The 26,111-nt window shown below is 38.3% G+C and carries 26 protein-coding genes and 1 riboswitch; of the genes, 19 read left to right on the top strand and 7 right to left on the bottom strand.

Annotation, left to right across the window (positions count from 1 at the left end; genetic code table 11):
• Positions 1-134 precede the first annotated feature (134 nt).
• From RCG22_RS10795 to RCG22_RS10730, 14 genes are all read left to right on the top strand, one after another.
• Positions 135-278, top strand: a complete 144-nt coding sequence (locus RCG22_RS10795) for a hypothetical protein (RefSeq protein WP_308106801.1) — start codon at positions 135-137, stop codon at positions 276-278.
• A gap of 49 nt (positions 279-327) precedes the next feature.
• Complete coding sequence (locus RCG22_RS10790; RefSeq protein WP_308106800.1) at positions 328-1,278, top strand: PucR family transcriptional regulator; 951 nt, start codon at positions 328-330, stop codon at positions 1,276-1,278.
• Positions 1,279-1,514: 236 nt separating this feature from the next.
• A complete protein-coding gene (argC, locus tag RCG22_RS10785) occupies positions 1,515-2,552 on the top strand; it encodes an N-acetyl-gamma-glutamyl-phosphate reductase (RefSeq protein WP_308106799.1) in 1,038 nt (345 codons plus the stop codon).
• Positions 2,553-2,609: 57 nt separating this feature from the next.
• A complete protein-coding gene (argJ, locus tag RCG22_RS10780; RefSeq protein ID WP_308107130.1) occupies positions 2,610-3,836 on the top strand; it encodes a bifunctional ornithine acetyltransferase/N-acetylglutamate synthase in 1,227 nt (408 codons plus the stop codon).
• A 14-nt stretch (positions 3,837-3,850) separates the two neighbouring features.
• A complete protein-coding gene (gene argB, locus RCG22_RS10775) occupies positions 3,851-4,648 on the top strand; it encodes an acetylglutamate kinase (protein ID WP_098263489.1) in 798 nt (265 codons plus the stop codon).
• Complete coding sequence (gene argD / locus RCG22_RS10770) at positions 4,648-5,847, top strand: acetylornithine transaminase (RefSeq protein WP_308106798.1); 1,200 nt, start codon at positions 4,648-4,650, stop codon at positions 5,845-5,847. The genes argB and argD overlap by 1 nt, the downstream gene beginning before the upstream one ends.
• A gap of 5 nt (positions 5,848-5,852) precedes the next feature.
• A complete protein-coding gene (locus RCG22_RS10765) occupies positions 5,853-6,929 on the top strand; it encodes a carbamoyl phosphate synthase small subunit (RefSeq protein ID WP_308107129.1) in 1,077 nt (358 codons plus the stop codon).
• Positions 6,916-10,143, top strand: coding sequence for a carbamoyl-phosphate synthase (glutamine-hydrolyzing) large subunit (gene carB / locus RCG22_RS10760; RefSeq protein WP_308106797.1), 3,228 nt, complete (start codon positions 6,916-6,918; stop codon positions 10,141-10,143). Before RCG22_RS10765 ends, carB begins: the two co-directional genes overlap by 14 nt.
• Positions 10,136-11,116 (top strand): ornithine carbamoyltransferase, encoded by a 981-nt coding sequence (gene argF, locus RCG22_RS10755; RefSeq protein ID WP_308106796.1) that lies wholly within the window; start codon positions 10,136-10,138, stop codon positions 11,114-11,116. Before carB ends, argF begins: the two co-directional genes overlap by 8 nt.
• Before the next feature lie 82 nt (positions 11,117-11,198).
• Positions 11,199-12,410 (top strand): argininosuccinate synthase, encoded by a 1,212-nt coding sequence (locus tag RCG22_RS10750; RefSeq protein WP_308106795.1) that lies wholly within the window; start codon positions 11,199-11,201, stop codon positions 12,408-12,410.
• Between the two features lie 65 nt (positions 12,411-12,475).
• Entirely contained in the window at positions 12,476-13,852 is a 1,377-nt protein-coding gene (argH, locus tag RCG22_RS10745) for an argininosuccinate lyase (protein WP_308106794.1), read from the top strand.
• 156 nt (positions 13,853-14,008) lie between these two features.
• A riboswitch (SAM riboswitch) is annotated at positions 14,009-14,120 on the top strand.
• A 105-nt stretch (positions 14,121-14,225) separates the two neighbouring features.
• The gene (locus RCG22_RS10740) at positions 14,226-15,464 is read left to right on the top strand and encodes a homoserine dehydrogenase (RefSeq protein WP_308106793.1); all 1,239 of its coding nucleotides are present in this window, start codon (positions 14,226-14,228) and stop codon (positions 15,462-15,464) included.
• Between the two features lie 210 nt (positions 15,465-15,674).
• Positions 15,675-17,522: a glycosyltransferase gene (locus tag RCG22_RS10735; RefSeq protein WP_308106792.1), complete on the top strand. Its 1,848-nt coding sequence runs from the start codon at positions 15,675-15,677 to the stop codon at positions 17,520-17,522.
• Positions 17,523-17,558: 36 nt separating this feature from the next.
• Positions 17,559-18,248 carry a glycosyltransferase family 2 protein gene (locus RCG22_RS10730; RefSeq protein ID WP_308106791.1) on the top strand — a complete coding sequence of 230 codons (690 nt, stop codon included), beginning with the start codon at positions 17,559-17,561 and terminating at the stop codon, positions 18,246-18,248.
• Between the two features lie 417 nt (positions 18,249-18,665).
• Here RCG22_RS10730 and RCG22_RS10725 read toward each other — a convergent pair whose 3' ends face one another.
• The 3 genes from RCG22_RS10725 to RCG22_RS10715 all read right to left on the bottom strand — a co-directional run bounded on the left by RCG22_RS10725 (position 18,666) and on the right by RCG22_RS10715 (position 20,131).
• Complete coding sequence (locus tag RCG22_RS10725) at positions 18,666-18,848, bottom strand: YfhD family protein (RefSeq protein WP_098263480.1); 183 nt, start codon at positions 18,846-18,848, stop codon at positions 18,666-18,668.
• Positions 18,849-18,969: 121 nt separating this feature from the next.
• The gene (locus RCG22_RS10720; protein WP_374049441.1) at positions 18,970-19,143 is read right to left on the bottom strand and encodes a YfhE family protein; all 174 of its coding nucleotides are present in this window, start codon (positions 19,141-19,143) and stop codon (positions 18,970-18,972) included.
• 79 nt (positions 19,144-19,222) lie between these two features.
• Positions 19,223-20,131 (bottom strand): TIGR01777 family oxidoreductase, encoded by a 909-nt coding sequence (locus RCG22_RS10715; protein ID WP_308106790.1) that lies wholly within the window; start codon positions 20,129-20,131, stop codon positions 19,223-19,225.
• Positions 20,132-20,206: 75 nt separating this feature from the next.
• Here RCG22_RS10715 and recX point away from each other — a divergent pair, with 75 nt between their 5' ends.
• Positions 20,207-21,022, top strand: a complete 816-nt coding sequence (recX, locus tag RCG22_RS10710; RefSeq protein ID WP_308106789.1) for a recombination regulator RecX — start codon at positions 20,207-20,209, stop codon at positions 21,020-21,022.
• 8 nt (positions 21,023-21,030) lie between these two features.
• Here the strand turns inward: recX and RCG22_RS10705 are convergent, their stop codons facing one another.
• Complete coding sequence (locus tag RCG22_RS10705; protein WP_308106788.1) at positions 21,031-21,711, bottom strand: SDR family NAD(P)-dependent oxidoreductase; 681 nt, start codon at positions 21,709-21,711, stop codon at positions 21,031-21,033.
• A gap of 85 nt (positions 21,712-21,796) precedes the next feature.
• Between RCG22_RS10705 and RCG22_RS10700 the strand changes: the two genes are divergently transcribed.
• Complete coding sequence (locus RCG22_RS10700; RefSeq protein WP_098263476.1) at positions 21,797-22,120, top strand: YfhH family protein; 324 nt, start codon at positions 21,797-21,799, stop codon at positions 22,118-22,120.
• A gap of 59 nt (positions 22,121-22,179) precedes the next feature.
• On the opposite strand, the gene RCG22_RS10695 is transcribed toward RCG22_RS10700, so the two are convergent.
• Positions 22,180-22,356 (bottom strand): small, acid-soluble spore protein K, encoded by a 177-nt coding sequence (locus RCG22_RS10695; RefSeq protein WP_066251576.1) that lies wholly within the window; start codon positions 22,354-22,356, stop codon positions 22,180-22,182.
• 127 nt (positions 22,357-22,483) lie between these two features.
• Between RCG22_RS10695 and RCG22_RS10690 the strand changes: the two genes are divergently transcribed.
• Positions 22,484-22,753, top strand: a complete 270-nt coding sequence (locus RCG22_RS10690) for a YfhJ family protein (protein ID WP_308106787.1) — start codon at positions 22,484-22,486, stop codon at positions 22,751-22,753.
• Positions 22,754-22,780: 27 nt separating this feature from the next.
• Here the strand turns inward: RCG22_RS10690 and RCG22_RS10685 are convergent, their stop codons facing one another.
• Complete coding sequence (locus RCG22_RS10685) at positions 22,781-23,761, bottom strand: metal-dependent hydrolase (RefSeq protein WP_098263474.1); 981 nt, start codon at positions 23,759-23,761, stop codon at positions 22,781-22,783.
• Between the two features lie 127 nt (positions 23,762-23,888).
• Here RCG22_RS10685 and mutY point away from each other — a divergent pair, with 127 nt between their 5' ends.
• Entirely contained in the window at positions 23,889-24,833 is a 945-nt protein-coding gene (gene mutY / locus RCG22_RS10680) for an A/G-specific adenine glycosylase (protein ID WP_374049440.1), read from the top strand.
• A gap of 177 nt (positions 24,834-25,010) precedes the next feature.
• On the opposite strand, the gene RCG22_RS10675 is transcribed toward mutY, so the two are convergent.
• Positions 25,011-25,235, bottom strand: coding sequence for a hypothetical protein (locus tag RCG22_RS10675; RefSeq protein ID WP_308106786.1), 225 nt, complete (start codon positions 25,233-25,235; stop codon positions 25,011-25,013).
• 114 nt (positions 25,236-25,349) lie between these two features.
• Between RCG22_RS10675 and fabL the strand changes: the two genes are divergently transcribed.
• Positions 25,350-26,099, top strand: coding sequence for an enoyl-[acyl-carrier-protein] reductase FabL (fabL, locus tag RCG22_RS10670; RefSeq protein WP_098263471.1), 750 nt, complete (start codon positions 25,350-25,352; stop codon positions 26,097-26,099).
• Positions 26,100-26,111 lie beyond the last annotated feature (12 nt).

The raw sequence follows: 26,111 nt of genomic DNA, 5'->3' as shown, positions 1-26,111 counted from the left end.
AGCAACGCTTCTTATTTACCTGGAAGGAAGAATAGGACCACGTACTCCAATTTAAGATTATTTTAGTAAGAAAGAGCGTGGCTAACAGCCAGTCTAGAGTATCGAAGGGTATCCTATGGCGTGGATTTCATTTGATGGATGGAAGACATGGCATTGTGACGGAAGCGTTGAAGTTTGGTTGGGTTGAAAAACTTTTAAAGACGGATGTTTCCATTCTAGAATTAGGGTGTGATTCCCTAACGTCATTCGCAAAAAGCTCTGTTCGTTTTGCGTGCTAAATGGAATAGATATATTTCATATAGAACATATAGATAGTAATATCCACAAATGTCAATATTTTTAGGAACGGTTTGTGTATTTATTTTTAATAAGTTTGAAGATTACCAACCGCATTTATCTAATATGCTCATCGAAAAGGTTACTTCAGTGATCTCGCTTTGTTTATTTTTTGAAAAGACTAAAATAGATTCTTTTGAACGGATGAAAGGCTTCTTCTTTGATGAAATACTTGGGGGTCATTTCACTTCGAATGAAGAAATCATTGCGAAGGCGAGTTTAATCCAGCTGGATTTATCCATGCCTTATTGGGTAGGTGTGATCGACTATTCTATCCCACATACTGACTTTATGAATCAATTAGAAATTCATAAAGAACTAATGGACTGTATATCTGATTATTGCACCAACCAAAGGCGTGATTTTTTAATTAGTCAAAGTGCAAAACAGTTTATTTTACTAGTAACAGATAAACAGAAAAAGAAAAAAGAAAAAAACTTCATTTTTGGGGATTTATATCAGTTTCTCCGGACTAAGTATCCAAATGGTGATTTTTATATGGGTCTGAGTAAAAGGTCAGAATCAATTAAGGAAGCTTCAATTGCATATCAAGAGGCAATTACAGCAAGCAAAATGGTTTCAAAAAGTAATCCAATCATCGGATTTGAAAGCTTAGGGCTTATCGGGATTTTAGTAAATGAAAATAATATAGAGGAAGTTAGAAAATGGGCAGTAAATGTGCTGGGGAATTTAAAAGGAACTAATCCTAGAAGTATTGAGTTAATTAAAACACTTTATGCCTTTCTATTAACCGGTGGGAGTTTAGAAAGAACAGCTAATGATTTATCACTTTCAGTCGGCGGTCTACGTTATAGGATTTCTAAAATAGAAGAGTTGCTCCAAAAAGATATTCGGGACCCGATTACAGGTTACCAACTCTTATTAACAATCCAAGCATTGAATCTGATTGGGGATTTGGACTTGAAATCGCAAGCTTTGTAAATGCAAATTTCTATATTAAGTTTCTAAGATGGTGAATGTAACTGTATTCACTGTCTTTTTATATATTTAAATATGCATAAAAATTGTATAATCTTACATTCAATAATGTAAGCGTTTTCAAAAATAATGGTGATTATTTTTAATAAAAACAGAAAATTAAGCCACTTTCTGATTGAATAAATATATATTGTTGTGTATAATAATTCATTATTAAAGCAATTTAGGAGTTGGAGAAATTGAGGGCTGCAATTATCGGTGGTACTGGTTATGGATCAATTGAGTTAGTCAGGTTAATCAATAAACACCCTTTTTTGGAGATTGGTTCAGTTGTTTCTAACTCACAATCAGGGTCCAGCTTTAGTGGGATTTATCCACATCTTTCTGAAATAGTTGATCAACCACTAGAGAAATTTGATGCAGATACATTAAGTGAAAAAAACGATATCGTATTTTTGGCAACCCCGTCAGGTGTTAGCAGTAAGCTAGTTCCACCACTTTTGAAGAGCGGGATTAAATGTATAGATTTATCAGGGGACTTCAGGCTAAGGTCTATGGAAGAATATGAATCTTGGTATAAACATAAACCAGCTGATGAGGATTATTTAAAACAAGCAACCTATGGTTTAAGCGAAATATATCCCGACTCAATAAAGTCATCCAATTTAATAGCCAATCCAGGTTGTTATCCGACTGCGACTACACTCGGTCTTATTCCGATAGTAAAAACAAATTTAGCTGATGAAAAGTCGATTATCATTGATGCAAAATCGGGTGTCTCTGGTGCTGGAAGAGGACTTTCATTAACAGCCCATTACGCAGAAATCAATGAAAACTTAAAAGCTTATAAACTAGGAGCACATCAGCATATTCCAGAAATTGAGCAGGTACTTTCTGACGAGAGCGGAAATCCAATAACGATTACATTTACAACCCATCTTGTTCCGATGACAAAGGGAATTATGTGCACGATCTATGTGAACCTTAAAGATGAAATTTCTACAAAAAGAGTTATAGATTTATATAAACAATTTTATCAAGAATCTCATTTTATAAGAGTACGGCCTGAGGGGAATATACCTTCAACAAAAGAGGTTCTAGGTTCAAATTATTGTGATATTGGGCTACATGTTGACGAGCGAACCAATCGGCTGACAATCGTTTCAGTGATCGATAATTTAGTCAAAGGTGCTGCAGGGCAGGCTATCCAAAATGTGAATTTGATGAATGGCTGGGAAGAGCGAACGGGGCTAACAGACATTCCAATGTATCCATGAGTATAACTACCTTTTAGGTGTAGATCAAAATGGGATTTGAAGGGGGAAATTAAATTGATGCAGGCTATATCATCTAATGAAATCATTATTATAGAAGAAGGTAGTGTAACTTTACCGAAGGGGTACAAAGCTGGCGGTATGCACTGTGGACTGAAAAGAAAACGACTTGATCTCGGATACGTTATTTCAGAGGTTCCGGCAACTGCTGCAGGAGTGTATACAACCAACCTCTTTCAGGCAGCTCCATTATTAGTTACCCAAGAAAGTATCGCACAGGAAAAAAAGATTCAAGCAATTATCGTGAATTCAGGCAACGCTAATGCTTGTACTGGGGAGCAAGGGCTACAGGATGCATTCGCTATGCAACAGGGCTTTGCGAACGAATTAGGAATACAAAAACATCTTGTTGCGGTTACTTCAACTGGAGTTATTGGGGAATTACTTCAGATGGATAAAGTGATAAATGGAATCAAGCAAATACTAAATAAAGAGTATGAAAATGAAAATAACTTTATGGATGCTATCCTAACAACTGACACTTGTATCAAACATACAGCAGTGCAAATGAAAATCGATGGAGTAACAGTTTCCATTGGCGGTGCCTCAAAAGGGTCTGGGATGGTCCATCCGAACATGGCCACTATGCTTGGATTTGTAACAACAGATGCAAATATTGAACAAGAAGACCTACTTGAAGCACTTCGTGAGGTAACGAATCAAACCTTCAACATGATAACAGTTGATGGGGATACAAGTACGAACGACATGGTTTTAGTCATGGCCAATGGATTAGCTGAGAATAATCAACTAACAAAAGAACACCCTGAATGGAATACTTTTAAACAGGGGTTGAAAATCGTTTGCGAATCCCTAGCTAAAAAAATTGCAAGAGACGGTGAGGGTGCTACAAAACTAGTAGAAGTTCAAGTAAATGGCGGTTACAGCCAAAACGCGGCAAGTGCAGTCGGAAAAGCGATTATTTCTTCTAATCTTGTAAAAACAGCGATTTATGGAACAGACCCTAACTGGGGAAGAATTGTTACTGCAATTGGATACAGCGGTGTACCAGTTGAACCTAATGCAATTAAGGTGTCGATCGGGCCTTTTACGGTATTTGAAAATGGTCTTCCAAGTAACTTTGTAGAGGAAGAAGTAAAGGGATATTTAGAATCAGAAAATGTAAAATTAAGTGTTGAATTAAACCAAGGTGAATATAGCGCAACAGCCTGGGGATGCGACCTAACTTATGATTATGTGAAAATAAACGCATCCTACCGCACGTAAGAGAGGACCTAAATATGAAATATATAGTCATTAAGTGCGGAGGAAGTGTGTTAGATAATCTTCCAAGATCCTTTTATGAAGATGTCGTAAAAATGCATAAAGCGGGCGAGTGTATACCCATCATCGTTCATGGCGGCGGTCCACTAATCACGTCGTTATTAAAAAATCTAAATGTTGAAACCACTTTTGTGAATGGTCTTAGAGTAACCAATCATGAAGTATTAGATATAGTGGAAATGGTATTAAGCGGTTCAGTTAACAAACAAGTTGTTAGAAACATTGTAGAAGTTGGCGGGGAAGCCCTAGGTATAAGCGGTGTTGATGGGAGTTTGTTAAAAGCGGAGCCAACTTCTGATTCAAAGAATTTAGGTTTTGTAGGAGACGTTATTGAAGTAAACCACAATGTAATAAATACAATCATTGAACAAGGATACATTCCAGTCATATCCCCCATCGGAATAGATAATAGCGGGCAGAGGTACAACATTAATGGAGATATAGCAGCAAGTGCGATTGCCAAATCATTGAAAGCAAACCTTTGTTTTATCAGTGATATTCCAGGGATTTTAATCGAAAAAAACGGAATTAAGACGAAGCTTGATAAAGCTTCCAAATCGATAATTGAAACGTTAATCGAAAATAAAACAATATATGGTGGTATGCTTCCGAAGGTAAAAGCCGCGATAGACGGACTTGTTCATAACATCCCAGAGGTTGGTATTATCAATGGATTTGAGAAAAATAGCTTGATAGATTATATGGATGGCAAAAAAGTCGGCACAAAAATTGTCCTAGAAGAGGGGATCGCGTAATGGCAACAAATAATTCCATCTCCCTAACATCACCAGTCATGGCAACATATACTCGCTTCCCTGTCACAGTCATTAAAGGGAAAGGCAGCTATGTTTGGGATGATCAGGGTACTCAATATCTAGATTTCACTTCCGGAATAGCGACCTGTAACCTAGGGCATGTTCCAGATGTCGTAAAAGAAGCACTTGAGGAGCAATTACAGAATCTTTGGCACTGTTCAAACCTCTATAACATCCCGAATCAGCAGCAGCTGGCAGCCCTTCTTACAGCCAATAGTTGCGCGGACCAAGTTTTCTTTTGCAACAGTGGAGCGGAGGCAAATGAGGCTGCGATTAAGCTGGCACGGAGATATGCAAACAAAGTGAAGGGTAACGAATCACCTGAAATTGTCACCTTTCAGCAATCCTTTCATGGGAGAACACTAGCCACTTTATCGGCAACTGGCCAAGAAAAGATTCAGCAAGGATTTGCCCCGTTAGTATCCGGGTTTAGTTATCTGCCATTTAATGATGAAGAAGCACTTGAACTACTATATACCATTGAGCCTGCTGCCGTCCTTCTCGAACTCGTTCAGGGTGAAGGTGGAGTCATACCTGCGAAACAAGAGTGGGTTAGTAAACTCGCAAAAATTTGTCAGGATAGAGAAATTCTTCTCATGGTTGACGAAATTCAAACAGGGATTGGCCGAACGGGAACACTGTTTGCCTATGAACAATACGGTATAGAGCCTGATGTCATTAGCATTGCAAAGGGCCTTGGCTCAGGATTCCCGATTGGAGCAATTATCGCTAAGGAAGAAGCGGCTAAAGGTTTTGATCCAGGTAGCCACGGCAGTACCTTTGGAGGAAATCCATTAGCAACCGCTGCCGGACTCGCAACGATTCAGCATATGGTTGCCACTAATATTTTAAATCAATCAAACGAAATTTCATCGTACTTAGATAAAAAATTGCAAGGCCTGAAGGAAAAGTACTCTTTTATCAAAGATATCCGTGGGCTCGGCCTTCTCAAGGGAATAGTAGTTGAAACGAGTGCTTTAGAAATTGTTCAAAAAGCCATTGCAAACCAGCTTCTTATTTTAACAGCCGGCCCGAATGTAGTGAGGATTTTACCTCCATTAACAGTAACAAAAGAAGAAATTCATGAATTTATTAAAGCATTGGAAAAAACTTTCCAGAGTATAGAGAAAGGCGAGTGAATATTTTGCAGAATGGATACCTTACTTTGGAAACGGGAGAGGTCTTTGAAGGAGTATTAATTGGAGCCGATAAAGATTCTCTCGGAGAAGTAGTTTTTAATACTAGCATGACTGGGTATCAAGAGATCATCACCGATCCATCTTACGCTGGACAAATCATTACCTTTTGTTACCCAATAATCGGAAGTTATGGAATTAATACGCTCGATAATGAAAGTATCACCCCTGCATTATCAGGAGTAGTAATCGGGGATTTATGTGAAACACCGAGCCATTATCAATCTGTTAATAAATTTTCTGAGAAACTTAAAGACGCAGGAGTACCAGGGATTGCAGGAATTGATACGCGTCTCTTAGTAAAAACTATTCGCAGCCGTGGGACGGTAAAAGGCTATTTAAGCAAGAAAAAGAATAATGAAAATGTAGAATCAGATAATCGATCATTTTGGGTGGATAAAGTATCAACGAAGAAGATTCAATATTTCAAGAACAATGGACCGCATGTGGTGCTCATGGATTATGGTTTTAAAAAGTCGATTCTTAACGCTCTGCTAGATGAAAATTGTGCGGTCACAATTGTTCCTTACAACACATCTTATGAAAAAATAAAAGTACTGAATCCAGATGGAGTTCTGTTCAGTAACGGCCCAGGGGACCCAATGGAATTAAAAAAATGGTTTCCGGAAATAAAAAAGATCACCCAAAATTATCCTACACTTGGAATTTGTCTAGGGCATCAATTAATTGCTCTTGCATACGGGGCTAAAACAACCAAATTAGCCTATGGACATCGCGGTGGCAATCATCCAGTTAAGGAAATAATGACAGGAAAAGTGAAAATCACCGCTCAGAACCATGGCTATGTTGTTGTTGATGATAGTATTGACACCAAAGTATTTGATATTAGCTATCGAAATGTAAATGATCGTTCGATTGAGGGGTTAATGCATAAGAATTACCCAATTCAAACGGTACAATTTCATCCAGAAGCCCATCCAGGGCCAAGCGATACCGAATATATCTTAAAAGATTTTGTAACTCAGATAGCTTCTATGGGAGAGACTGTTTATGCCATTAAATAAAAGCTTAAAAAAAGTACTAGTGATTGGTTCAGGTCCAATTGTCATTGGGCAAGCGGCAGAATTTGATTATGCAGGCACGCAGGCATGTATAGCCTTGAAAGAAGAAGGAATCGAAGTTGTTTTAATTAATAATAACCCAGCGACCATCATGACCGATGAAGCCGTAGCTGACAAGGTCTATATAGAACCGCTTAACGTTGAAACCATTGAAAAGATCATCAAGAAAGAAAAACCTGATGGAATTATTGGTACACTAGGCGGCCAAACTGGATTAAATTTAACCGTGCAACTTTATGAACAAAATATTTTAGAAAAATACAATGTTGAATTATTAGGAACATCTGTTGAGTCTATCCAAAATGGGGAGGACAGAGAAAAGTTCCGTAATTTGATGCTTCAAATTGGCGAACCAATTCCTGAATCGGCTATCATTCACAGCTTTGAGGAGGGCATAGCCTTCGTAAAAGAAATTGGATTCCCAGTTATTATTCGCCCTGCGTATACACTTGGAGGGGATGGGGGCGGCTTTGCTTATACTGATGAGGAACTAGAAACGGTTCTTAAGAAAGGTTTAGCAGCGAGTCCCATTCAGCAGGTATTAGTTGAAAGAAGTATCAAAGGCTGGAAAGAAATTGAGTATGAAGTCATGAGAGACGCAAATGATACATGCATCATTGTTTGCAATATGGAAAATATGGACCCGGTGGGTGTTCATACGGGAGATTCGATTGTCGTAGCCCCGTCGCAAACCCTTACAGATGTTCAATATCAAATGCTTCGTGATTCTTCTATTAAAGTAATTAAAGAACTTAAGATTATCGGTGGTTGTAACATCCAGTTTGCTCTACATCCGGAGTCAAATCAGTATTATATTATCGAAGTAAATCCACGGGTGAGTCGTTCATCGGCGCTTGCATCGAAAGCAACTGGTTATCCAATCGCCCGGATGGCAGCGAAGTGTGCGGTTGGGTATCATTTGGATGAGATTGTGAATCCAATAACAGGGAATACTTTTGCATCCTTTGAGCCAGCGATTGATTATATTGTGGTAAAACTGCCTCGCTTCCCTTTTGATAAATTCCCTGAGGCGGACCGGACCTTAGGAACGCAAATGAAGGCAACCGGGGAAGTTATGGCGATTGATCGGACCTTTGAAGGTGCCTTAAATAAAGCCATTCGCTCAATGGAAATGAATGTTTATGGACTTTGCCTCGAGAAAAATAAATTGATTGCTGAACTGGAATTGAATGAACTACTTAAACAGGCAAATGACCAGCGTTTATTCATCATTGCTGAATCGCTTAGAAGAGGTATCACACTTGAAAAAGTGCAACAGTTGACCGAGATTGATCCATGGTTTTTACACAAAATTAGCTCAATCGTAACGCTAGAAACTTTATTAACCTCCTATAATTGGAGCGAGGTTCCCGTTTCCTTACTCAAGCAGGCGAAGCAAAATAATATTGCTGATAAGCTACTATCGCAAATATATGCAATTCCAGAAAAACAAGTAAGAGACAAGTGGAAGGAACTGGACTGGAAACCAGGCTATAAAATGGTTGATACTTGTTCAGCTGAATTTGATGCGGTTACACCTTACTATTATTCAACCTGGCACGGGTTTGACGAGGTTGAGGTTACAGGTAAGAAAAAGATTCTTGTCATTGGCTCAGGCCCGATTCGAATTGGGCAAGGGATTGAATTTGATTACTGTTCGGTACATGCGGCAAAAGCAATCAAGAAAAAGGGCTACGAGGCAGTGGTGATAAATAATAACCCTGAGACAGTTAGTACCGATTATTCTGTTGCGGATCGTCTGTATTTTGAGCCCCTAGCAGCTGAGGATGTACTTCATGTCATCGAAAAAGAACAGGTTGAAGGTGTGTTGATTCAGTTTGGCGGGCAAACGGCCATTAATTTAGCACATGATTTAGAAGAAGAAGGGATCAAAATATTAGGCACCTCTGTAAAAAATGTCGATCGCTTAGAAGATCGAAAAGAATTTTATCAGTTGCTTGAAGACCTTGACATACCGCATATAGTGGGTCAAACCGTTACTCATCCAGATGAACTCATAGAAGCAGCTACAAAACTGGGTTATCCAGTCCTGGTGCGTCCATCCTATGTCATTGGCGGACAATCCATGTTTACTATTTTTTCAGAAGAGGAATTGAGCCAGTATATAATACAGCTTGAAAAAAATTCGCAGACAACGATGTGGCCATTATTAGTAGATAAATATTTACCTGGACTAGAGTGCGAGATTGATGTCATTTGTGATGGGAAAGATATCGTCGTACCGGGAATCTTTGAACATATCGAAAAAGCCGGGGTCCACTCTGGAGACAGTATTTCGGTGTTCCCGCCCGTTTCACTGTCCGAAAATATGAAAGAAACATTAATTGACTACGCTGGGAAAATCGCTAACTCTGCACCGGTGATTGGAATCATGAACATTCAATTTGTTATCTACGAAGATCTGGTTAATGTACTTGAAGTTAATCCTAGGTCTTCCAGAACGGTACCAATCATGAGCAAGGTCACAGGAATCCCGATGATTGAATGGGCGACGCGTGTTCAATTAGGAGAAATGCTCACTGACCTATGTTCAACAAAGGGACTATTGGATGAACCTGATTATTATTCAGTGAAAACACCAGTATTTTCATCAAGTAAGCTTAAAGGTGTCGACCATGTGCTCGGACCTGAAATGAAATCAACAGGTGAAGCGCTTGGCATGGGAGCAACCTATCAAGAGGCACTTGAAAAATCTATTCCATCACTCGGCGGGCAAACCGAGGAAAATTATCTTTTCTGTTCCATCTCTGATCGAGATAAGCAAGCATCTCTCTCAATTATCCAGGACCTTGTAAAAAAACGATACAAGATTGCGGCCACAGCAGGGACCGCTGCATATTTTCAAAGTGCTGGAATTCAGGTTGAAAAAGTGATCAAGAATGAAGATGAGGTCATTGAACTTTTCCGAAATCAGCTCATGAAGGCAGTTATTAATATACCGAATCAGGGGCGTAATAAAATTAAATTTGGTTACCAAATTCGCGAACATGCCGTTCGCTACAAGATACCGGTATTTACACACTTAGATACAATTGAAGCGATAATCGGTCTGGAAAAAGGGTCTCCATCTGATTTTGAGGTTCGATCTGTGAATGAATATTATAAGTTGGAAGAAAGAGGTGCTGTACATGGGTGAGGCGATTAAAATAAATGAGATAAGTAATATTCACAAGCCGAAGTTTAAAGGAAAAGATTTTATACAGCTGTCTGATTTCAGTGCAGATGAAATTCTCTATCTTCTAAACGAAGCGATAGAGATGAAGAAACTCCAAAAACAAGGCAAACCGCATCCGTATTTAAGCGGAAAAGTTTTAGGGATGATTTTTGAAAAATCCTCCACCCGTACAAGAGTATCCTTTGAGGTAGGGATGCTCCAGCTTGGAGGACACGCAATCTTCTTAAGTTCAAAGGATATTCAGCTTGGAAGAGGAGAAAGTATTTCCGATACCGCAAAAGTGCTGTCCCGTTATGTGGATGGTTTGATGATTAGAACTTTTTCGCATGATTCAGTGGAAGAATTAGCTGAACATGCAACAGTACCAGTCATTAACGGTTTAACAGATCTGCAGCATCCAACCCAAGTGTTAGCAGACCTTTTAACGATACTCGAGCATAAAGGAAAACTGTCTGGCTTAAAGATGTGTTATATTGGCGATGGCAATAACAATATGACCCATTCATTAATGGAGGGCGCAATGAAAGTGGGAATGGATATCAGCATTGCGAGTCCACCGGGATATTTGCCAAATGGTAATATTACTGAAAAAGCTATTAAAGTTGGAAAACAAACGGGATGTTCACTCCTGATTACAAATGATCCGCTAGAAGCTGTTAAAGGCGCAGATGTCATCGTGACAGATGTTTGGACCAGTATGGGACAGGAAGAAGAAACGGAAAAAAGATTGAAGGCATTTCAAGGATTCCAAGTAAATGATGAACTGTGCAAATTGGCGAAGGAGGATTTTATCTTTTTGCATTGTTTGCCAGCCCATCGTGGCGAAGAAGTAACAGCAGAAGTCATCGATGGATCTCATTCAGTCGTTTTTGATGAAGCTGAGAATCGCCTTCATGCCCAGAAAGCAATTTTAAAACTTTTACTAGCAAAATAGTTTCCTTTTCTATGAGACTTGTTGTATAATAATTCTATCAGTTGAATAAAAATACACAAACGGTAAGAGGAGAATTATAATCATGACAAAAGAAAAAATTATTCTAGCCTACTCAGGCGGTTTAGATACATCAGTATCAGTAAAGTGGATTCAAGAAAAATATGGCTACGATGTGATTGCCTTAGGTCTTGACGTCGGCGAAGGAAAAGACTTAGAAGCAATCAAAAATAAAGCTTTGAATGTCGGAGCTATTAAAGCCTATATGATCGATGCAAAAGAATTACTAGCAAAAGAATATATTTTACCAGCGTTAAAAGCGAATTGCTTGTATGAAGGGAAATATCCATTATCCTCAGCATTATCAAGACCGCTTATTTCAAAATTATTGGTGGAAGTAGCTGAAAAAGAAGGTGCCACTGCTGTTGCTCATGGCTGTACAGGAAAAGGAAACGATCAGGTCCGTTTTGAAGTTTCCATCCAAGCTTTGAACCCAAGTTTAAAAGTGGTTGCTCCTGTTCGTGAATGGGGAATGACTCGTGACGAAGAAATCAAATATGCCGAAGAGAACGGAATTCCAATTCCAGTCGATTTAGATAATCCATTTTCCATTGATGCAAATATCTGGGGCCGTGCTTGCGAGGCCGGAGTTCTGGAAGATCCATGGGCTGAAGCACCTGAAGCTGCCTTCGATTGGACGAATCCGATTGAGCTAACTCCTGATTCCGCTGAATATGTGGAAATCGAATTTGAACAGGGTGTACCAGTTGCCCTTAACGGCGAAAAACTTCCACTTGTCCAATTAATCGAAACTCTAAATGCTCTTGGCGGCAAGCACGGTGTGGGCCGTATCGATCATATTGAAAATAGATTAGTAGGAATTAAATCTCGTGAAGTATACGAAAATCCTGCTGCACTTATTTTAATCAATGCCCATAAAGAACTAGAATTTTTAACATTAACTCGTGAAGTCAGCCAATTTAAGACACAGGTTGAACAGCAGATGTCTAAGATTATTTACGAAGGTCTTTGGTATTCTCCAATTAAACCTGCACTGGATGCATTTATTAATGAAACGCAAAAGACAGTGACCGGAACGATTCGTGTCAAGCTTCATAAAGGTAATCATACGGTTGTTGGAAGAAAGTCGCCGTATAGCCTATATAATGAGGAACTTGCAACCTATTCAAAAGGTGATGCGTTTGATCATAATGCAGCGGTTGGATTTATCAAGATTTGGGGTCTGCCAACAAAGGTCAATGCAGAAGTGAATAAAAAGGAATCCATTTTAAAATAAGTCGGATTGCCCTCGAATCCTTTTCGAGGGCTGTCTTGTTAGGCTAAGGCTAAGGAGGAAATTACATGTCGAAGTTATGGGGCGGCCGTTTTACAAAAGAAACCAATAAACTAGTTGAGAAATTTACAGCATCAATTTCTTTTGACCAAAAATTGGCTAAGGAAGACATCGCCGGAAGTCTTGCCCATGTGCAAATGCTTGGTGAGTGCGGTATTATTCCAATGGAGGATGCTAATAAAATTAAGGACGGACTACTTTCTATTAAGAAAATGGTTGACGACCACACGGCTGAGTTCCTAGTTGAAGATGAAGATATTCATATGAATATTGAAAAGTTATTAATTGAAAAGATTGGTCCCGTGGGTGGTAAGCTCCATACCGGGCGAAGCCGTAATGATCAGGTAGCCACCGATATGCATCTGTATTTAAGAACAAAAACGACAGAGCTTATTAAATTAGTAGAAGATGTCCAGCAGGCATTAATAGAGCAAGCGAAGGAGAATATCCAAACGTTAATTCCAGGGTATACGCATTTGCAGCGCGCTCAGCCTGTATCCTTTGCTCATCATTTAATGGCTTACTTTTGGATGTTTGAGCGTGATAAGGAAAGATTGATGGATAGTTTGAAGCGTATCAATTGGCTTCCGCTTGGTTCTGGTGCATTGGCAGGAACTACTTTTCCAATCAATCGTGAACGTGTCGCTGAACTTTTGGGCTTTGAAACGGTTTATCCTAATAGTATGGATGCAGTTAGTGATCGTGACTTTATTCTTGAATTTTTATCAATCGGTTCAATTATCATGACCCATATTTCCAGATTATCTGAAGAGCTGGTCATTTGGTCTAGCCAGGAGTTTCAGTTCATAGAGTTGGACGATTCGTTTTGTACGGGTTCAAGTATAATGCCGCAAAAGAAAAATCCCGATGTACCAGAGTTGCTGCGTGGAAAAACAGGACGGACCTATGGTAATTTAATTGGTTTGCTAACAGTCATGAAGGGATTGCCGCTCGCTTATAACAAGGACCTACAAGAGGACAAGGAAGGCATGTTTGATACGGTTGAAACACTTGAAGGATCATTAATGCTACTAGCTCCAATGATTGAGACAATGACAGTGAATAAAGACGTAATGCGTAAGGCGATTAATAATGACTTTTCTAATGCCACAGATATTGCTGATTACTTGGTGAGAAAAGGTTTGCCATTCCGTGATGCTCATGAAGTTATTGGGAAAATAGTTTTATATGCGATCCAGTCGAATAAATTTTTACTAGATTTAAGTTTTGAAGAATATCAAGGCTTTAGTCCACTATTTGAGGAAGATATATATGTAGTATTGGCTCCAGAACATGTTGTGGGTGTTCGAAATAGCTTTGGGGGAACAGCGCCAGCGCAAGTCGAAAAGCAAATTAAGCTAGCTGAGGGAAAACTACAGCGATAATTATGAATTTACCAAGCCCGCCATTTGGTGGGTTTATTTTTTGAGTTTGATAAATCCGTAATAATAAAAAGAAATTTCAAATAATATTGACAATGACTTTAGTTTCAACTAAAATACTCTTTATAACTTGGAAATTTAATGAAAAATTAAATAAAACTCTTATCCAGAGCGGCGGAGGGACTAGGCCCTATGAAGCCCGGCAACCATCAAGATATTTCTTGAAAAGGTGCTAATTCCTGCAGGTTATTTTTAACCTGATAGATAAGAGGAGGAAATCTACCCTCTTCTTATGAAGAGGGTTTTTCCTATTTATATGATATTAAAATAAATAACTATTGGTCGTGTCTAATTTAATTGAAGGGTGGATATCAACATGTCTGTAATTAAAGTGGCAATTCTAGGTTTTGGAACAGTCGGGGAAGGGGTTTATCAAACGATTCAATCACATGGGGAAGAGCTCGAGAGAGTGTTAGGGAGTAAGGTTGAAGTTGCTGCTGTTCTAATTAGAAATAAGCAGAAAAAGAGAAATATTGATGAAGAGGTTCTAATTACTTCAGATTTCAATGAAATTTTACACCTCCCCCAGTTGGATGTTGTGATCGAGGCAATCGTCGACAAGGAACCACCCTATACATTTTTAAAACAAGCGATTCAAAGAGGCTGCCACATTATCACAGCAAATAAAGAGATGTTTGCTCACCATGGTAAAGAGCTACTTGAGTTAGCAGACAGTCATAACGTTTCAGTAGGTTATGAAGCGACTGTTGCGGGTGGAATCCCTGTTATTCAAACCTTAAGGCAGTTATTAAATGTTAACCGCGTTTCTCTCATACAAGGAATACTAAATGGGACATCGAATTTTATCCTAACAGAAATGCGCAAGAGAAAGCAGTCATTTGCTGATGCCCTAAGTTTAGCGCAAAAGAAAGGGTATGCTGAAGCAGACCCAACCAATGATGTGGAGGGCTTTGATGCCTTTTTTAAAACAATGATTCTCAGCAGAATTGCTTTTGGAGAAGAGCCAAATTGGCAGGATGTTGAACGTGAAGGGATTACAACGATTACAAGTAATTTAATTGATGCCGCTGAAAAATTTGGTTTAAGGTTTAAACATGTCGCGAGTATTACTAAAGCAGGTAATCAAATACGTGCAACGGTTAAACCAGTCCTAGTTGGGAAAACACATCCTTTTTATCATATTGAAGGGGTAGAAAATGCTGTGAATGTTCAATCCGATATTGTAGGCAGCATTACGTTACAAGGACCTGGAGCGGGAATGTTTCCAACGGCAAGTGCAGTTATCGAGGATTTAGTCTATGTCTGTCAACATCAACCGTCAAATAAGAATTTTACAAAAACAACAGCAGGAAATTATGGAGAGGAAATAGGACAGGTAAAAGAATTATGGTTAATTAAAGGTCTACCTAAGAATAATAAAAACCCTTTAATCACATGGGTGGCTCAAGCTACCGACGAGATCGCGATTATTAAGGCAGCTAGGGAAGAAGTTGAAAAGGTAATGAATCAGCAGGAGGAAGCGTACTACTTTCAAATAATAGATGGCTATAAAATAGAAAGGAAATATGAAGAAATAACACTAGCAGCCCTCTAGTTTAATATCACCATAATAGCAGTTATTCCTGGAAAAGGAGAAGCCGAAAGGCGCTCTTTTTTTTGTTTGCATGTCATTTCTTCAAAAAAAGTGAACAAATCATTTTAAATCTGGGGAGAAGTCTAGTCAAAATCAAATGGTATTCATATTGTGTAAAAGCTCGACCAAATGGACTAGTTATTCATAAAAAGTAAATTGAAGAGGTGCGTCATGTTAGGGAATAACTTAAATGGACGTTTATTAACAAATCTAAAAAACACATTCACCTATGAATTTTGGGTATTACCTGAGAGTGTTCATCGCATCGATAAGCAAACACGCGAGAAGCCAGCAGGGGTAAATGGTAAAAACTATATCATTGGGCCAGGACAAGGGCTATCTGAAAATGATGCGGGGATTAGTGTTTCTGTTGGACTAAATGGCATAACGGTCTATGAACATACTTCGGAAGATATCTACGCAGTGTTAGTTTATGAAGGAAGAATTAATGACCTCGTTCATATTGCTGTGGTCTATGATAATCGAGAGCCGCAGCTATACGTCAATGGTAAGTTTGTTAAAAAAGGTGAACAAAGTCCTCAAACTCTTGTCTACCCTGCTGGGCTGATAGGTGGGCAGCCTGGTCTATTCTTTAATGGAGATATCAAAGAGATTGTACTTTGGGATCATTGCAGAACAGAACATAATCTTAATGACTATTTGAATAAAAAGCTTACTGGAAGCGAAGCAGGACTATACGGTATTTGTCCGGTCCCACCTGTTAATGAACTTGATACACAAAGGACAAATACACCAAACAAAAACTCCCAAAATAAAACGGACCCAAGCCCGAAGGAGAGTCAAAATAAAAACATCCAAGAAAAGAATAACCACGGTATTGAAGTCAGTATTATTATTCCTTCTCTAAATAAATATCCACTAAATCTTTTTACTCTCTTTTCACTAGAACAGCAGACCTTCAATCTTTCAAAAATGGAAGTAATCTTTATTGATGATGCTTCAACAGACCAAACGGAAGAAAAACTACGTGGATACACTCCTCCATACCATTTTAAGTATATTCGTAGTAAAAAGAATCTAGGAAGAGCGAAGGTTCGAAATTTAGGTATTCGTTCAGCAAGAGGGAGCCTTTTGATCTTTCTTGATGCTGAAATGATAACAGAACCTGAGTTTGTTGAAAACCATTATAGGCTCCACCAGTCAAAAACTAATCTAATTTTATCAGGAGCAATGCATTCAAAAGTTATTTACTCTAGTATCTTTCCTGAATTCACCAAAGAGAATATCAACCAAATTACGTCATTAACCAAAAGAAATAAAGAGATTTATTCAAGGTTAAAAAACTTAAAGTACCCATGTAAAGAGCCGTACCCGTTGTTAAAAAAAAGTGATATTGAAAAGCAGGTTTTCAAGGATTTAGGTGTTAAAGCCTACCCTTGGTTCCAATCAATAACACGCAACTTTGCTGCTGACTTAGAAGGTTTTGAATTTCCTTGGATGGCATTTCTTACAGGGAATGTTTCCATTCGTAAAGAGCTGATTATTCAGGCAGGGTTATTGGATGAAGATTTTGTCCAGTACGGATATGAAGATTGGGAATTAGGATATCGTTTATATAAAATGGGTGCTAACTTTATTATTAGAGAAGATTTGAAAACGTACCATCAAGAACATCCTGTAGGTGAAAGTAAATGGGAAGAGGCGATTAACAACTTAGGACTTTTTATTAAAAAGCATCATGAGATCGATATTCTTATTCTTGGATTAGAAATTTGCGGACTTGCAGATTTATTAACGATGAATAAGGTATTAGGGGAGTATAAACTGCTCCTTCAATCCGATCCTGAGCGGTTTCAAAAATTCCAAGAAAAATTCATTCATATTCTTGAAACAATCATCCTTATACTACAAGTCGACATCCGCCACATAAATATCTTGGGGGCTGCTGGCTTTAGCTCAGTCGATAGAAAGGAGCTTCAAGTGGATATTAATTCTATCAAGGGAATGAAAAACTTTACAAATTTAACTTACCTTTTGGAAAAGGTCATGAACTCTTAATCAAAAAATCCCCTAGCTAGTTGAAGGAGTGAGCGTGTGGTTTCCATTATTACTTGTACCATAAGAGAGGAAAATATCAATAATGTTTTCAGAAATTATAAACGGCAATCCTGGAAGGATAAGGAGCTTATCATCATCCTAAATAAGGATTCCATGGATATTGATCGATGGATTAAAAAGGCAAAAAAATATCGTAATGTCCAGATTTATCAACTACATGAAAGAGCAGCCTTAGGCGACTGCTTAAATTTTGGGATAATGAAATCAAATTATGATATTATTGCAAAATTTGATGATGACGACTATTACGGCTCTGACTACATTAAAAGTTCGATGGGTGCCTTTAATAATAAAGATATTTCTATTATCGGAAAAAGCTCAGTTTATATTTATTTTAAAAATAAGAAGGCCTTGATCCATGTTTCAGGTAATGAGAATGCAGTCACTGACACCGTTGCTGGAGCAACATTAATGTTTAGAAAAGAGGTATTTCAACAGGTTCAATTTGAAAAAGTCAATCGGGCAGAGGATTATTTTTTCATTAAAGAATGTAAAGAAAAGGGGTTTTCTGTCTATTCAACGGATCGCTATCATTTCGCGGTTATTAGGAATGATGCCGAAAACCATACCTGGAAGATTGCCGATAATGATCTTATGGAATGGGGAGAAACAATCACCTATACAGATGATTACAAACCTCTAGTTTCAAAAAATAGCCCCAATTGATTAGAAGTACTGTTCACTTAGTTATCCACCTTTTTATCCACATCTAAATTCCTATAATATAAGCCTTCCACAGACTTATACACATTACCCACAATACCTCACATGTTTTATCAACTATTTGTTCTTGGTAGGATTATTGCATTACTAATACGATCAACTTGTTTAGTTCACATTCTATTCAAATTTCTAACATTAATATGTTAAAAAACTGTGAAAGTCATTGGCAATTTATAATGAGTAGAGTATATTAAAAAAGTAGAGAATATAGTGAAGCAATTCACATATTTTCGCTTAACAGGTTTGTTTTTAAACGAGTTCAACAATTATAATGCCTCTCTTTGAACTCGCTAATTTTAGTTTTCCCCCTTTATTATATTAAAAGAAGCAGGAGATCCTGCTTCTTCTTTTTTGCTTAAATTATTTTCTTGTTTTTACACGTTGATTTGCAGCGTTGGCACGAGCAAGTGCCTCTAAGTCAGCATGATCCGCAAATTCTGCCGAGTATTCTACGTCTTTTCCATCCGTTTTTAGGTTCTTAGGTGTTTGTGGAAGTGAACTTTTGTTACTATTACCAGTTCCACTATTATGCATACGTCCCATTTCTAAAAACCCCTTCCATGGTTAACTTAGAGGAGCTGGATTGCTCCCTTTACTATCATTTACAATTAGGAAGCTAACCATGAATGGAAAAAACTTCAGCAAGGCGCTTGCGCTTTTCTTTCTAAAGTCTTGTTTTCTTGTCGTGATATCCGCCTGCGCGGTCTGCCATTTTAAATTCTCTTTGATAAGAGACCTCCTGCATACTCGTTAGGGAGTATTTGCCGCGATCCTTATCTTTTTTCTTTTTTCCGCCATTTTGCTCATTCCTTTCAACATTTTTTTCGTTAATCGTCATCAAGCTATGTGGTAAAAAATAAAAGCACATTATGTACTTATTTCCATTTTTACCTTTGGAGAAAGGAATGATACTTTTTTTAAGAAAATATATTTTTCAAAGCCATTTTTAAATCTGGATACATAAATTGATAACCATTTTCTAAAAGCATCTCTGGTAAAACTTTCTGACCCTCCACAACTAATGTGCTCATTTCACCTAAGAGTAGTTTTAATGCAAACCTTGGGACGGGGAGCCAATAGGGCCGGTGTAATACCTGTGCCAATGTTTTTCCAAATTCACTCATTGTTACGGGGTTCGGTGCCGTGAAATTGATGGGTCCCTGTATTTGTTCATTTTCAATTATAAAAGATATCGCGTGAATCACATCCTCGATATGAATCCAAGACATCCACTGATGTCCATTACCAATCGGACCACCAATAAATGATTGATAAGGGAAAGCTATTTTTGGCAAGGCTCCTTGCTGTTTATCCAGGATAATTCCAAACCTGCATAAGACCGTACGTATCCCTAATTGGGCAGCCTTGTTTGCCTCGTTTTCCCATTGGCTTACAGTTTGAGATAAGAAATCATTGCCGAATCCATGGTTATCTTTTTCAATGAAAGTTTTTTCTTCAGATGTTCCATAAACCCCAATGGCGCTTGCATTAATGAGGGCTTGTGGTTTTCTGTCTAATTTATTCATGATACCTAACAGTGCTTGAACAGAGGCTAAACGGCTGTTTAAGATCTCTTCTTTTCTTTGTGTTGTCCAACGTCCACTATTAATCGATTCGCCTGCCAGGTTGATAAAAATATCAGTACCTTCGAGTTCTTGAATAGAGCTTGAACTATCATTAAGCCATGGAACGTATCGAATTCCATCGGCAGGACTTGTGTCTTTGGTTTGTCTTGATAGAATCATTACTTCATGATTGTCTTTCAACAATTGGTCTGTTAGAGCTTTGCCTACAAAGCCTGTTCCGCCAGCTATCGTAATTTTCATTTTTTCGCCTCCTTATCACGTTAATCTTACAATATATAAAGTGGAATATGGTAAAGTATTATTGAGGTGAATAACGTGGCTATTATTACAAAGATCACCACACAGCAGAAAAATACGGACCGCTTCAATATCTTTATGGATTACGGCAAGGGTAAGGGTGAGGAATTTGCCTTTAGTGTTGACAGTGATGTGCTAATAAAATTTCAATTAAAAAAGGGAATGGAGCTTGATGATTTTTCTTTTGTGGAAATTCAATATCAAGACGACATTCGCAAAGCATACAACAAGGCTATTCATTATTTGGCTAGAAGAATGAGATCGGAAAAGGAAATAAAGGATTATCTTTTGACAAAAGAAATAGATGAACCTGTCATCACTGAAATTCTTCATAAATTAATTTCACTGAAATACATAAATGACGAAGAGTTCGCCTTAGCTTATGTACGAACTCAAGCCAATACCACGGATAAAGGTCCAAGTGTAATCAAAATGGAGCTGAAGGAAAAAGGAATTGCTGAAGGTATTCTCAATCAGTCATTAAAAGAATTTCCTTTGGAGCAGCAAATCGAGAAGGCAACAAAAATAAGTGTTAAGTTTTTTGATAAGGAAGCAAAGGACTCACTAAAGATTCAAAAACAAAAGCTTGAGAATTTGCTCCTTAGAAAAGGGTATTCTTTTGAAATCATAAATATTGCAGTTAATGAAACTTGGATAAATAACGAAGCGGATGAGGAAATAGAAGCGATCCGATTTCAGGCTGAGAAGGCCCATCGAAAGTTTAATAAATACAATGGCTTTGAATACGAACAAAAGATGAAGCAGGCTTTATATCGAAAAGGCTTCCCGATTGAGCTCATTGAAACCTACTTATCTGAAAGTAAAAAATCATGACAAAAGCGTCATGATTTTTTACTTTCGATTAGAATTTCGTCTTGGTCCATTTGCTCGATAATAATTTCAGCAACTTCCCTTGGTGAACGGAAACGGGAGGTATCCTTAACGTGGTCATTATTATCCCAAAATGGTGTGTCCATTCCACCCATATAGACCGCATTAAATTTAATCCCACTACCTTCGTACTCTTTCTGTAGACTCTCTGTAAAGCCTCGTACTGCAAATTTACTGGCAGCATATACTGCCTCATTCACTTTTCCACGCAAACCGGCTGTGGAAATGATATTCATGATTCGTCCCTCAGATCCCTTAAGTAACAGAGGTAAAATTGCTCTAGTCATTAACAATGTCCCTAAAATATTTGTATTAATCATTTCAGTTATATGATGTTCATCCATTTCCACAAATGAACCAAAATGACCCACACCTGCATTATTAACTAAACCGTATATATTAGTATATGTGTGGCTTATTTCTTCCACTTTTTGCGAAATATCTTCAGCTTTTCCTATATCTAGTTGGAGAATATCAGCTCTTCCTCCCAACGCGATAATTTCTTCTTTTGTTGTGATTAATTTTTCAAGTGCCCGACCTGTTAACAGTAGGTGATAATCTTGTTGCGATAAGAGATGCGCTATTTCTTTTCCTAAGCCTGAGCCTGCGCCTGTAATAATGATCGTCTTCATAAGTAATCTCCTTTGTACAAAAGTTCTGCCTTTATTAATACTATTATAATATACTAAAATAGAGGTATAAGGGGAGTGAGATAATATGCAACAAGAGAAACGATATAGTACGATGACGGAACATGAGTTAAGACAGGAAATTGGCACGCTTCAAGAGCAAGCAAGAAAGGCCGAACAAATGGGTATGGTGAATGAGTTTGCCGTGCTTGAAAGAAAAGTTCAAATGGCGAGAGCGTACCTTATTGACCCTAACTTGTTTAAAGCTGGGGAAATTTATGAAATTGAAGGGGACCCGGGACAATATTTTAAAATTGATTATATGAATGGTGTATTCGCTTGGGGGTACCGACTTTCAGGGAATGGAAAAGAAGAGGCTTTACCCATTTCACTGTTGAATAAGCAAAAGTAATCATAGGACAAACCAGAGAGTAAACCCCTCTGGCTTGTCTTGTGTTTACCTAAAATCGATTATTTATAAACTTGTGGTGACTCATCATCGCGTTCACCTGATGCACGCATCCGCTCTTGTGGATGGGTATTTATCGTGCCGTCTGCTCTTTTTGAAGCATATTCTGCTTTTGCTCTTGGCTCTCCCTCGAGCTTGTTATTATTTTGATTTGGGAAATTCGTTGCTTTATTTCTCATGCTGTACCTCCATCAAGGGAATGAGAACACGTGAAAAGCAAAGCATTCTCAATGCTTACCACGTAAAGATAGTATCTGCTTTTTTAAAATAGGTTATGTTAAAAGAAATTGGCAATGAGGTGAAGACATGAATGATTATCATGAACGATTAACAAAAATGCTATTAGATAAAAACAAGCAACTCTCTTATAACCAAGCACGAACCTGGGTCGAGCTTCTTTGGGAAGATTTTGAAACGACCCATGCAAAGGCAGGCAGGGAATATATGGGCAGTGAAATGGCTGAAAGAATTGTAAGGCAATGGATTGAAAACTACGGGGATAAACTGCATGAATTTGCAGCAACAAACCCTAAATATAAGGATTATTTAAAACAAGATAAAAATAGCTTCAACTAAAAAAGCGAGTGACAAAGTCACCGCTTTTTAACTTGGAATGATGCTTAATTTTTTTCGTAATTTTTTCTCACTAAACACCCACCCCGTATAAGAGCTAATTGGCTTCAAGTTACAATCTAATTGAACGACGGCCACAAACGGATAGTGTCCATTGCTCCGATAGCGTAAGTCAATAAATCGCACTTCGTAAAAATCAATGTATTCATCGACTTCCCACCGGTAGACTGGTGAAAAGGATAAAAATGCAGAAAGGTTTTTATCCTTTTTGGCCGCCTCGATTACGGGTGTTTTTGGTACAGGAATGCGGTTAAAATGATCTAAAATTTCCACTTGGTTATTAATTGCTTTTCCAACAAAAAATTGTTCCTTGTTCATGGCAGCAATTCTCCATTGATGAAACCTCATCGTGGGTGCAATAATTATTTCTGTTGCATTGGGAATAATTCTTCTTACCTCACCCAAAACCCTATTTTTTGCTCTAAAACGAGCGAGATAGTAAGCTACAATAACTGCATACATGATCAAAAAAGTATAACCCGGATCGGCTCCTAACAACCAAATAGCTATTCCAAGGATATGAATCCCAAAGATAATCGGGTCAAACGTATTTATTACACCCAGGGCCACCCATTTTGTAGAAAATGGTCTTAGAGCCTGCGTACCGTATGCGTTAAATATATCAACAAATACATGGATAAAAACTGCTGCAAAGGTCCAAGCCCATAAATGAAAAAGATTGGCATCAGGGAAAAATGGATAGATAACGGCTAACAGGACGAGTGGCCACAAGATTACAGCAGGGATGGAGTGGGTAATCCCTCGATGATTGCGAATGTATATGGCATTATTCCTTAGCTTCAAAACCGTATCAATATCAGGTATTTGCGACCCGGCAATGGTTGCAATTAAGACACTCGTCGTGGTTGCATGACTGCTAAATACTACGGGATCGAGTGTAGCGAGACCACCAAGAGCAATACCCATGACAACATGAGTTCCTGTATCCAAAAGGAAATCCTCCTTTAATATAGTTCTTGTCAAACGAAACAATTTGAATTATCGTAAAACGAAATACATTATTTATTATATTGCCTTTTTTCATATAGTTTAACTACACCTGAGAGGAATAAAAGTTATGATTATTGAACTAAAAAATTTAGAAAAAATCAATATATATGCTTTTCAAAATGATTTGATTTCCTGGTTTAAACAGGAACAACGGGACTTGCCCTGGCGAAAGGACCAAGACCCATACAAAATATGGGTCTCAGAAATTATGCTCCAACAAACAAGAGTCGATACGGTCATTCCTTATTTTAATCGCTTTATCGAATGGTTTCCCACGATTGAAGACCTTGCCAAGGCAGAGGAAGATAAGGTGCTAAAGGCCTGGGAAGGACTGGGATATTATTCAAGGGTTCGCAATTTACAATCGGCTGTGCAGGAAGTAAGCGAGAAATATAACGGTGAAGTGCCAAACACCCCGGAAGAGATTGCCAGACTAAAAGGGGTTGGACCGTATACGGCAGGTGCCATATTAAGTATTGCCTACGGAATTCCTGAGCCTGCTGTCGATGGAAACGTAATGAGGGTAATTTCAAGAGTCCTTTCCATCTGGGATGATATTGCCAAATCATCTTCGCGCAAGATTTTTGAAAAAGCAGTGCGACAGTTAATTTCACATGAAGACCCATCTTCATTCAACCAGGCATTAATGGAGTTGGGGGCGTTAATTTGTACGCCAACCTCTCCTTCATGCTTATTATGTCCAGTACGAGACCATTGCCAAGCTTTTGATGAGGGAGTTCAAAATGAACTGCCGATAAAGACAAAAAAAGCCAAGACACGAGACGTTCAACTTGCTGCAGCGATATTAATGGATGAAAATAAAAAGGTGTTAATTCACAAGCGTCCATCAACAGGTCTACTTGCGAACTTATGGGAATTCCCTAATGTAGAAATCCATCATCCCTTACAAAAGGAGCGGGAGCAAATTGTTGAATTGTTCCAGAGTTCGCTTGATGTAAATGTAAAACTCGAGAGAATTATTGGACAAATTCAACATACCTTTTGCACTTAGTCTGGAATATTAAAGTGTATTCAGGGACGGTAATTTCTGCCTTTCAGGAAAGTGAAGAATGGAAGCTTGTTTCATTCGAAGAAATGGAAGAGTTCGCTTTCCCAGTATCTTCACAAAAAATGCTCAAGCTTTATCACGAATATCAAATAGAATGAACGCCGCATGAGCGGCGTTTTTTCAATCATATACTGTTTTCGTTCCATGGGTATAATCTGCTTCGTGACGGTTGATTCCGCCGCGATTTTCAATTTCTTTAATAATTTCGCGATGGATCGTTTGTCCCTCACTATTTAAATAGGGAGTAATTTGCTGTAAGGAGTGATGGAAAAAAGCAAGTTCACTCGTCTTCCAGTCGGATTTCGCCATCATTGAAAGTTCAGTCATATCTCGTCCAACATACATCTCTGCATCTTCCTTTCAAGGGTTATATACTCTTTAGTGTTTTATAATAATTGTCTTCTATTCCCGGAAAAGTTAAAATGATAACAATACTTGAATATAGAAGGGAATAGTTAGATGACTCAAAAAGTAGCACTTATTACAGGAAGCAGCAGGGGAATCGGCAAGGCGACTGCACTACGCTTAGCTGCAGCTGGATATGATATCGTTATAAATTATGCAAGAAGTAAAAAAGGTGCTCTTGAAACAGCTGAACAAATAGAAGCATTAGGAAGAAAAGTGCTAGTGGTAAAAGCCAATGTGGGTGATGTTGAAAAAATAAAAGATATGTTCACACAAATCGAAGCGGAATTTGGCCGCTTGGATGTATTTGTCAATAATGCCGCATCAGGAGTTCAGCGTCCAGTAATGGAGTTAGAAGAATCCCACTGGGATTGGACTATGAACATAAATAGCAAAGCCTTGTTATTCTGTGCACAGGAAGCAGCAAAATTGATGGAAAGAAATGGCGGCGGAAAAATTGTCAGCATCAGTTCACTTGGTTCCATCCGTTATTTAGAAAATTATACCGTTGTAGGGGTTTCTAAAGCAGCTTTAGAGGCACTAACAAGATATTTGGCAGTTGAACTGGCATCGAAGAATATCGTGGTTAATGCCGTCTCAGGCGGCGCTATTGATACGGAAGCATTAAAACATTTTCCCAATCGGGAAGAACTTCTTCAAGAAGCAAAGGATAAAACTCCTGCTGGAAGAATGGTCGAGATAGATGACATGGTTAACTGTGTGATGTTCCTTTTATCAGAAGAATCAAGCATGATCAGGGGACAAACCATTATTATTGATGGTGGAATTTCATTACTTGTTTAATTATTTCTAAAT

The sequence above is a fragment of the Neobacillus nitrireducens genome (genome assembly GCF_030915405.1).
Taxonomy (GTDB): domain Bacteria; phylum Bacillota; class Bacilli; order Bacillales; family Cytobacillaceae; genus Neobacillus.
Note: the sequence above shows the minus strand (reverse complement) of the source record. Positions and strands in the feature narration are given on the sequence as shown.

What these genes read in the sequence shown, in the direction of transcription:
- RCG22_RS10795 (WP_308106801.1), top strand. Translation starts at nt 135, where the DNA reads ATGGATGGAAGACATGGCATTGTGACGGAAGCGTTGAAGTTTGGTTGG.
- RCG22_RS10790 (WP_308106800.1), top strand. Translation starts at nt 328, where the DNA reads ATGTCAATATTTTTAGGAACGGTTTGTGTATTTATTTTTAATAAGTTT.
- argJ (WP_308107130.1), top strand. Translation starts at nt 2,610, where the DNA reads ATGCAGGCTATATCATCTAATGAAATCATTATTATAGAAGAAGGTAGT.
- argB (WP_098263489.1), top strand. Translation starts at nt 3,851, where the DNA reads ATGAAATATATAGTCATTAAGTGCGGAGGAAGTGTGTTAGATAATCTT.
- argD (WP_308106798.1), top strand. Translation starts at nt 4,648, where the DNA reads ATGGCAACAAATAATTCCATCTCCCTAACATCACCAGTCATGGCAACA.
- carB (WP_308106797.1), top strand. Translation starts at nt 6,916, where the DNA reads ATGCCATTAAATAAAAGCTTAAAAAAAGTACTAGTGATTGGTTCAGGT.
- argF (WP_308106796.1), top strand. Translation starts at nt 10,136, where the DNA reads ATGGGTGAGGCGATTAAAATAAATGAGATAAGTAATATTCACAAGCCG.
- RCG22_RS10750 (WP_308106795.1), top strand. Translation starts at nt 11,199, where the DNA reads ATGACAAAAGAAAAAATTATTCTAGCCTACTCAGGCGGTTTAGATACA.
- argH (WP_308106794.1), top strand. Translation starts at nt 12,476, where the DNA reads ATGTCGAAGTTATGGGGCGGCCGTTTTACAAAAGAAACCAATAAACTA.
- RCG22_RS10740 (WP_308106793.1), top strand. Translation starts at nt 14,226, where the DNA reads ATGTCTGTAATTAAAGTGGCAATTCTAGGTTTTGGAACAGTCGGGGAA.
- RCG22_RS10735 (WP_308106792.1), top strand. Translation starts at nt 15,675, where the DNA reads ATGTTAGGGAATAACTTAAATGGACGTTTATTAACAAATCTAAAAAAC.
- RCG22_RS10725 (WP_098263480.1), bottom strand. Translation starts at nt 18,848, where the DNA reads ATGGGACGTATGCATAATAGTGGAACTGGTAATAGTAACAAAAGTTCA.
- RCG22_RS10720 (WP_374049441.1), bottom strand. Translation starts at nt 19,143, where the DNA reads ATGACGATTAACGAAAAAAATGTTGAAAGGAATGAGCAAAATGGCGGA.
- RCG22_RS10715 (WP_308106790.1), bottom strand. Translation starts at nt 20,131, where the DNA reads ATGAAAATTACGATAGCTGGCGGAACAGGCTTTGTAGGCAAAGCTCTA.
- RCG22_RS10705 (WP_308106788.1), bottom strand. Translation starts at nt 21,711, where the DNA reads ATGAAGACGATCATTATTACAGGCGCAGGCTCAGGCTTAGGAAAAGAA.
- RCG22_RS10700 (WP_098263476.1), top strand. Translation starts at nt 21,797, where the DNA reads ATGCAACAAGAGAAACGATATAGTACGATGACGGAACATGAGTTAAGA.
- RCG22_RS10695 (WP_066251576.1), bottom strand. Translation starts at nt 22,356, where the DNA reads ATGAGAAATAAAGCAACGAATTTCCCAAATCAAAATAATAACAAGCTC.
- RCG22_RS10690 (WP_308106787.1), top strand. Translation starts at nt 22,484, where the DNA reads ATGAATGATTATCATGAACGATTAACAAAAATGCTATTAGATAAAAAC.
- mutY (WP_374049440.1), top strand. Translation starts at nt 23,889, where the DNA reads ATGATTATTGAACTAAAAAATTTAGAAAAAATCAATATATATGCTTTT.
- RCG22_RS10675 (WP_308106786.1), bottom strand. Translation starts at nt 25,235, where the DNA reads ATGTATGTTGGACGAGATATGACTGAACTTTCAATGATGGCGAAATCC.
- fabL (WP_098263471.1), top strand. Translation starts at nt 25,350, where the DNA reads ATGACTCAAAAAGTAGCACTTATTACAGGAAGCAGCAGGGGAATCGGC.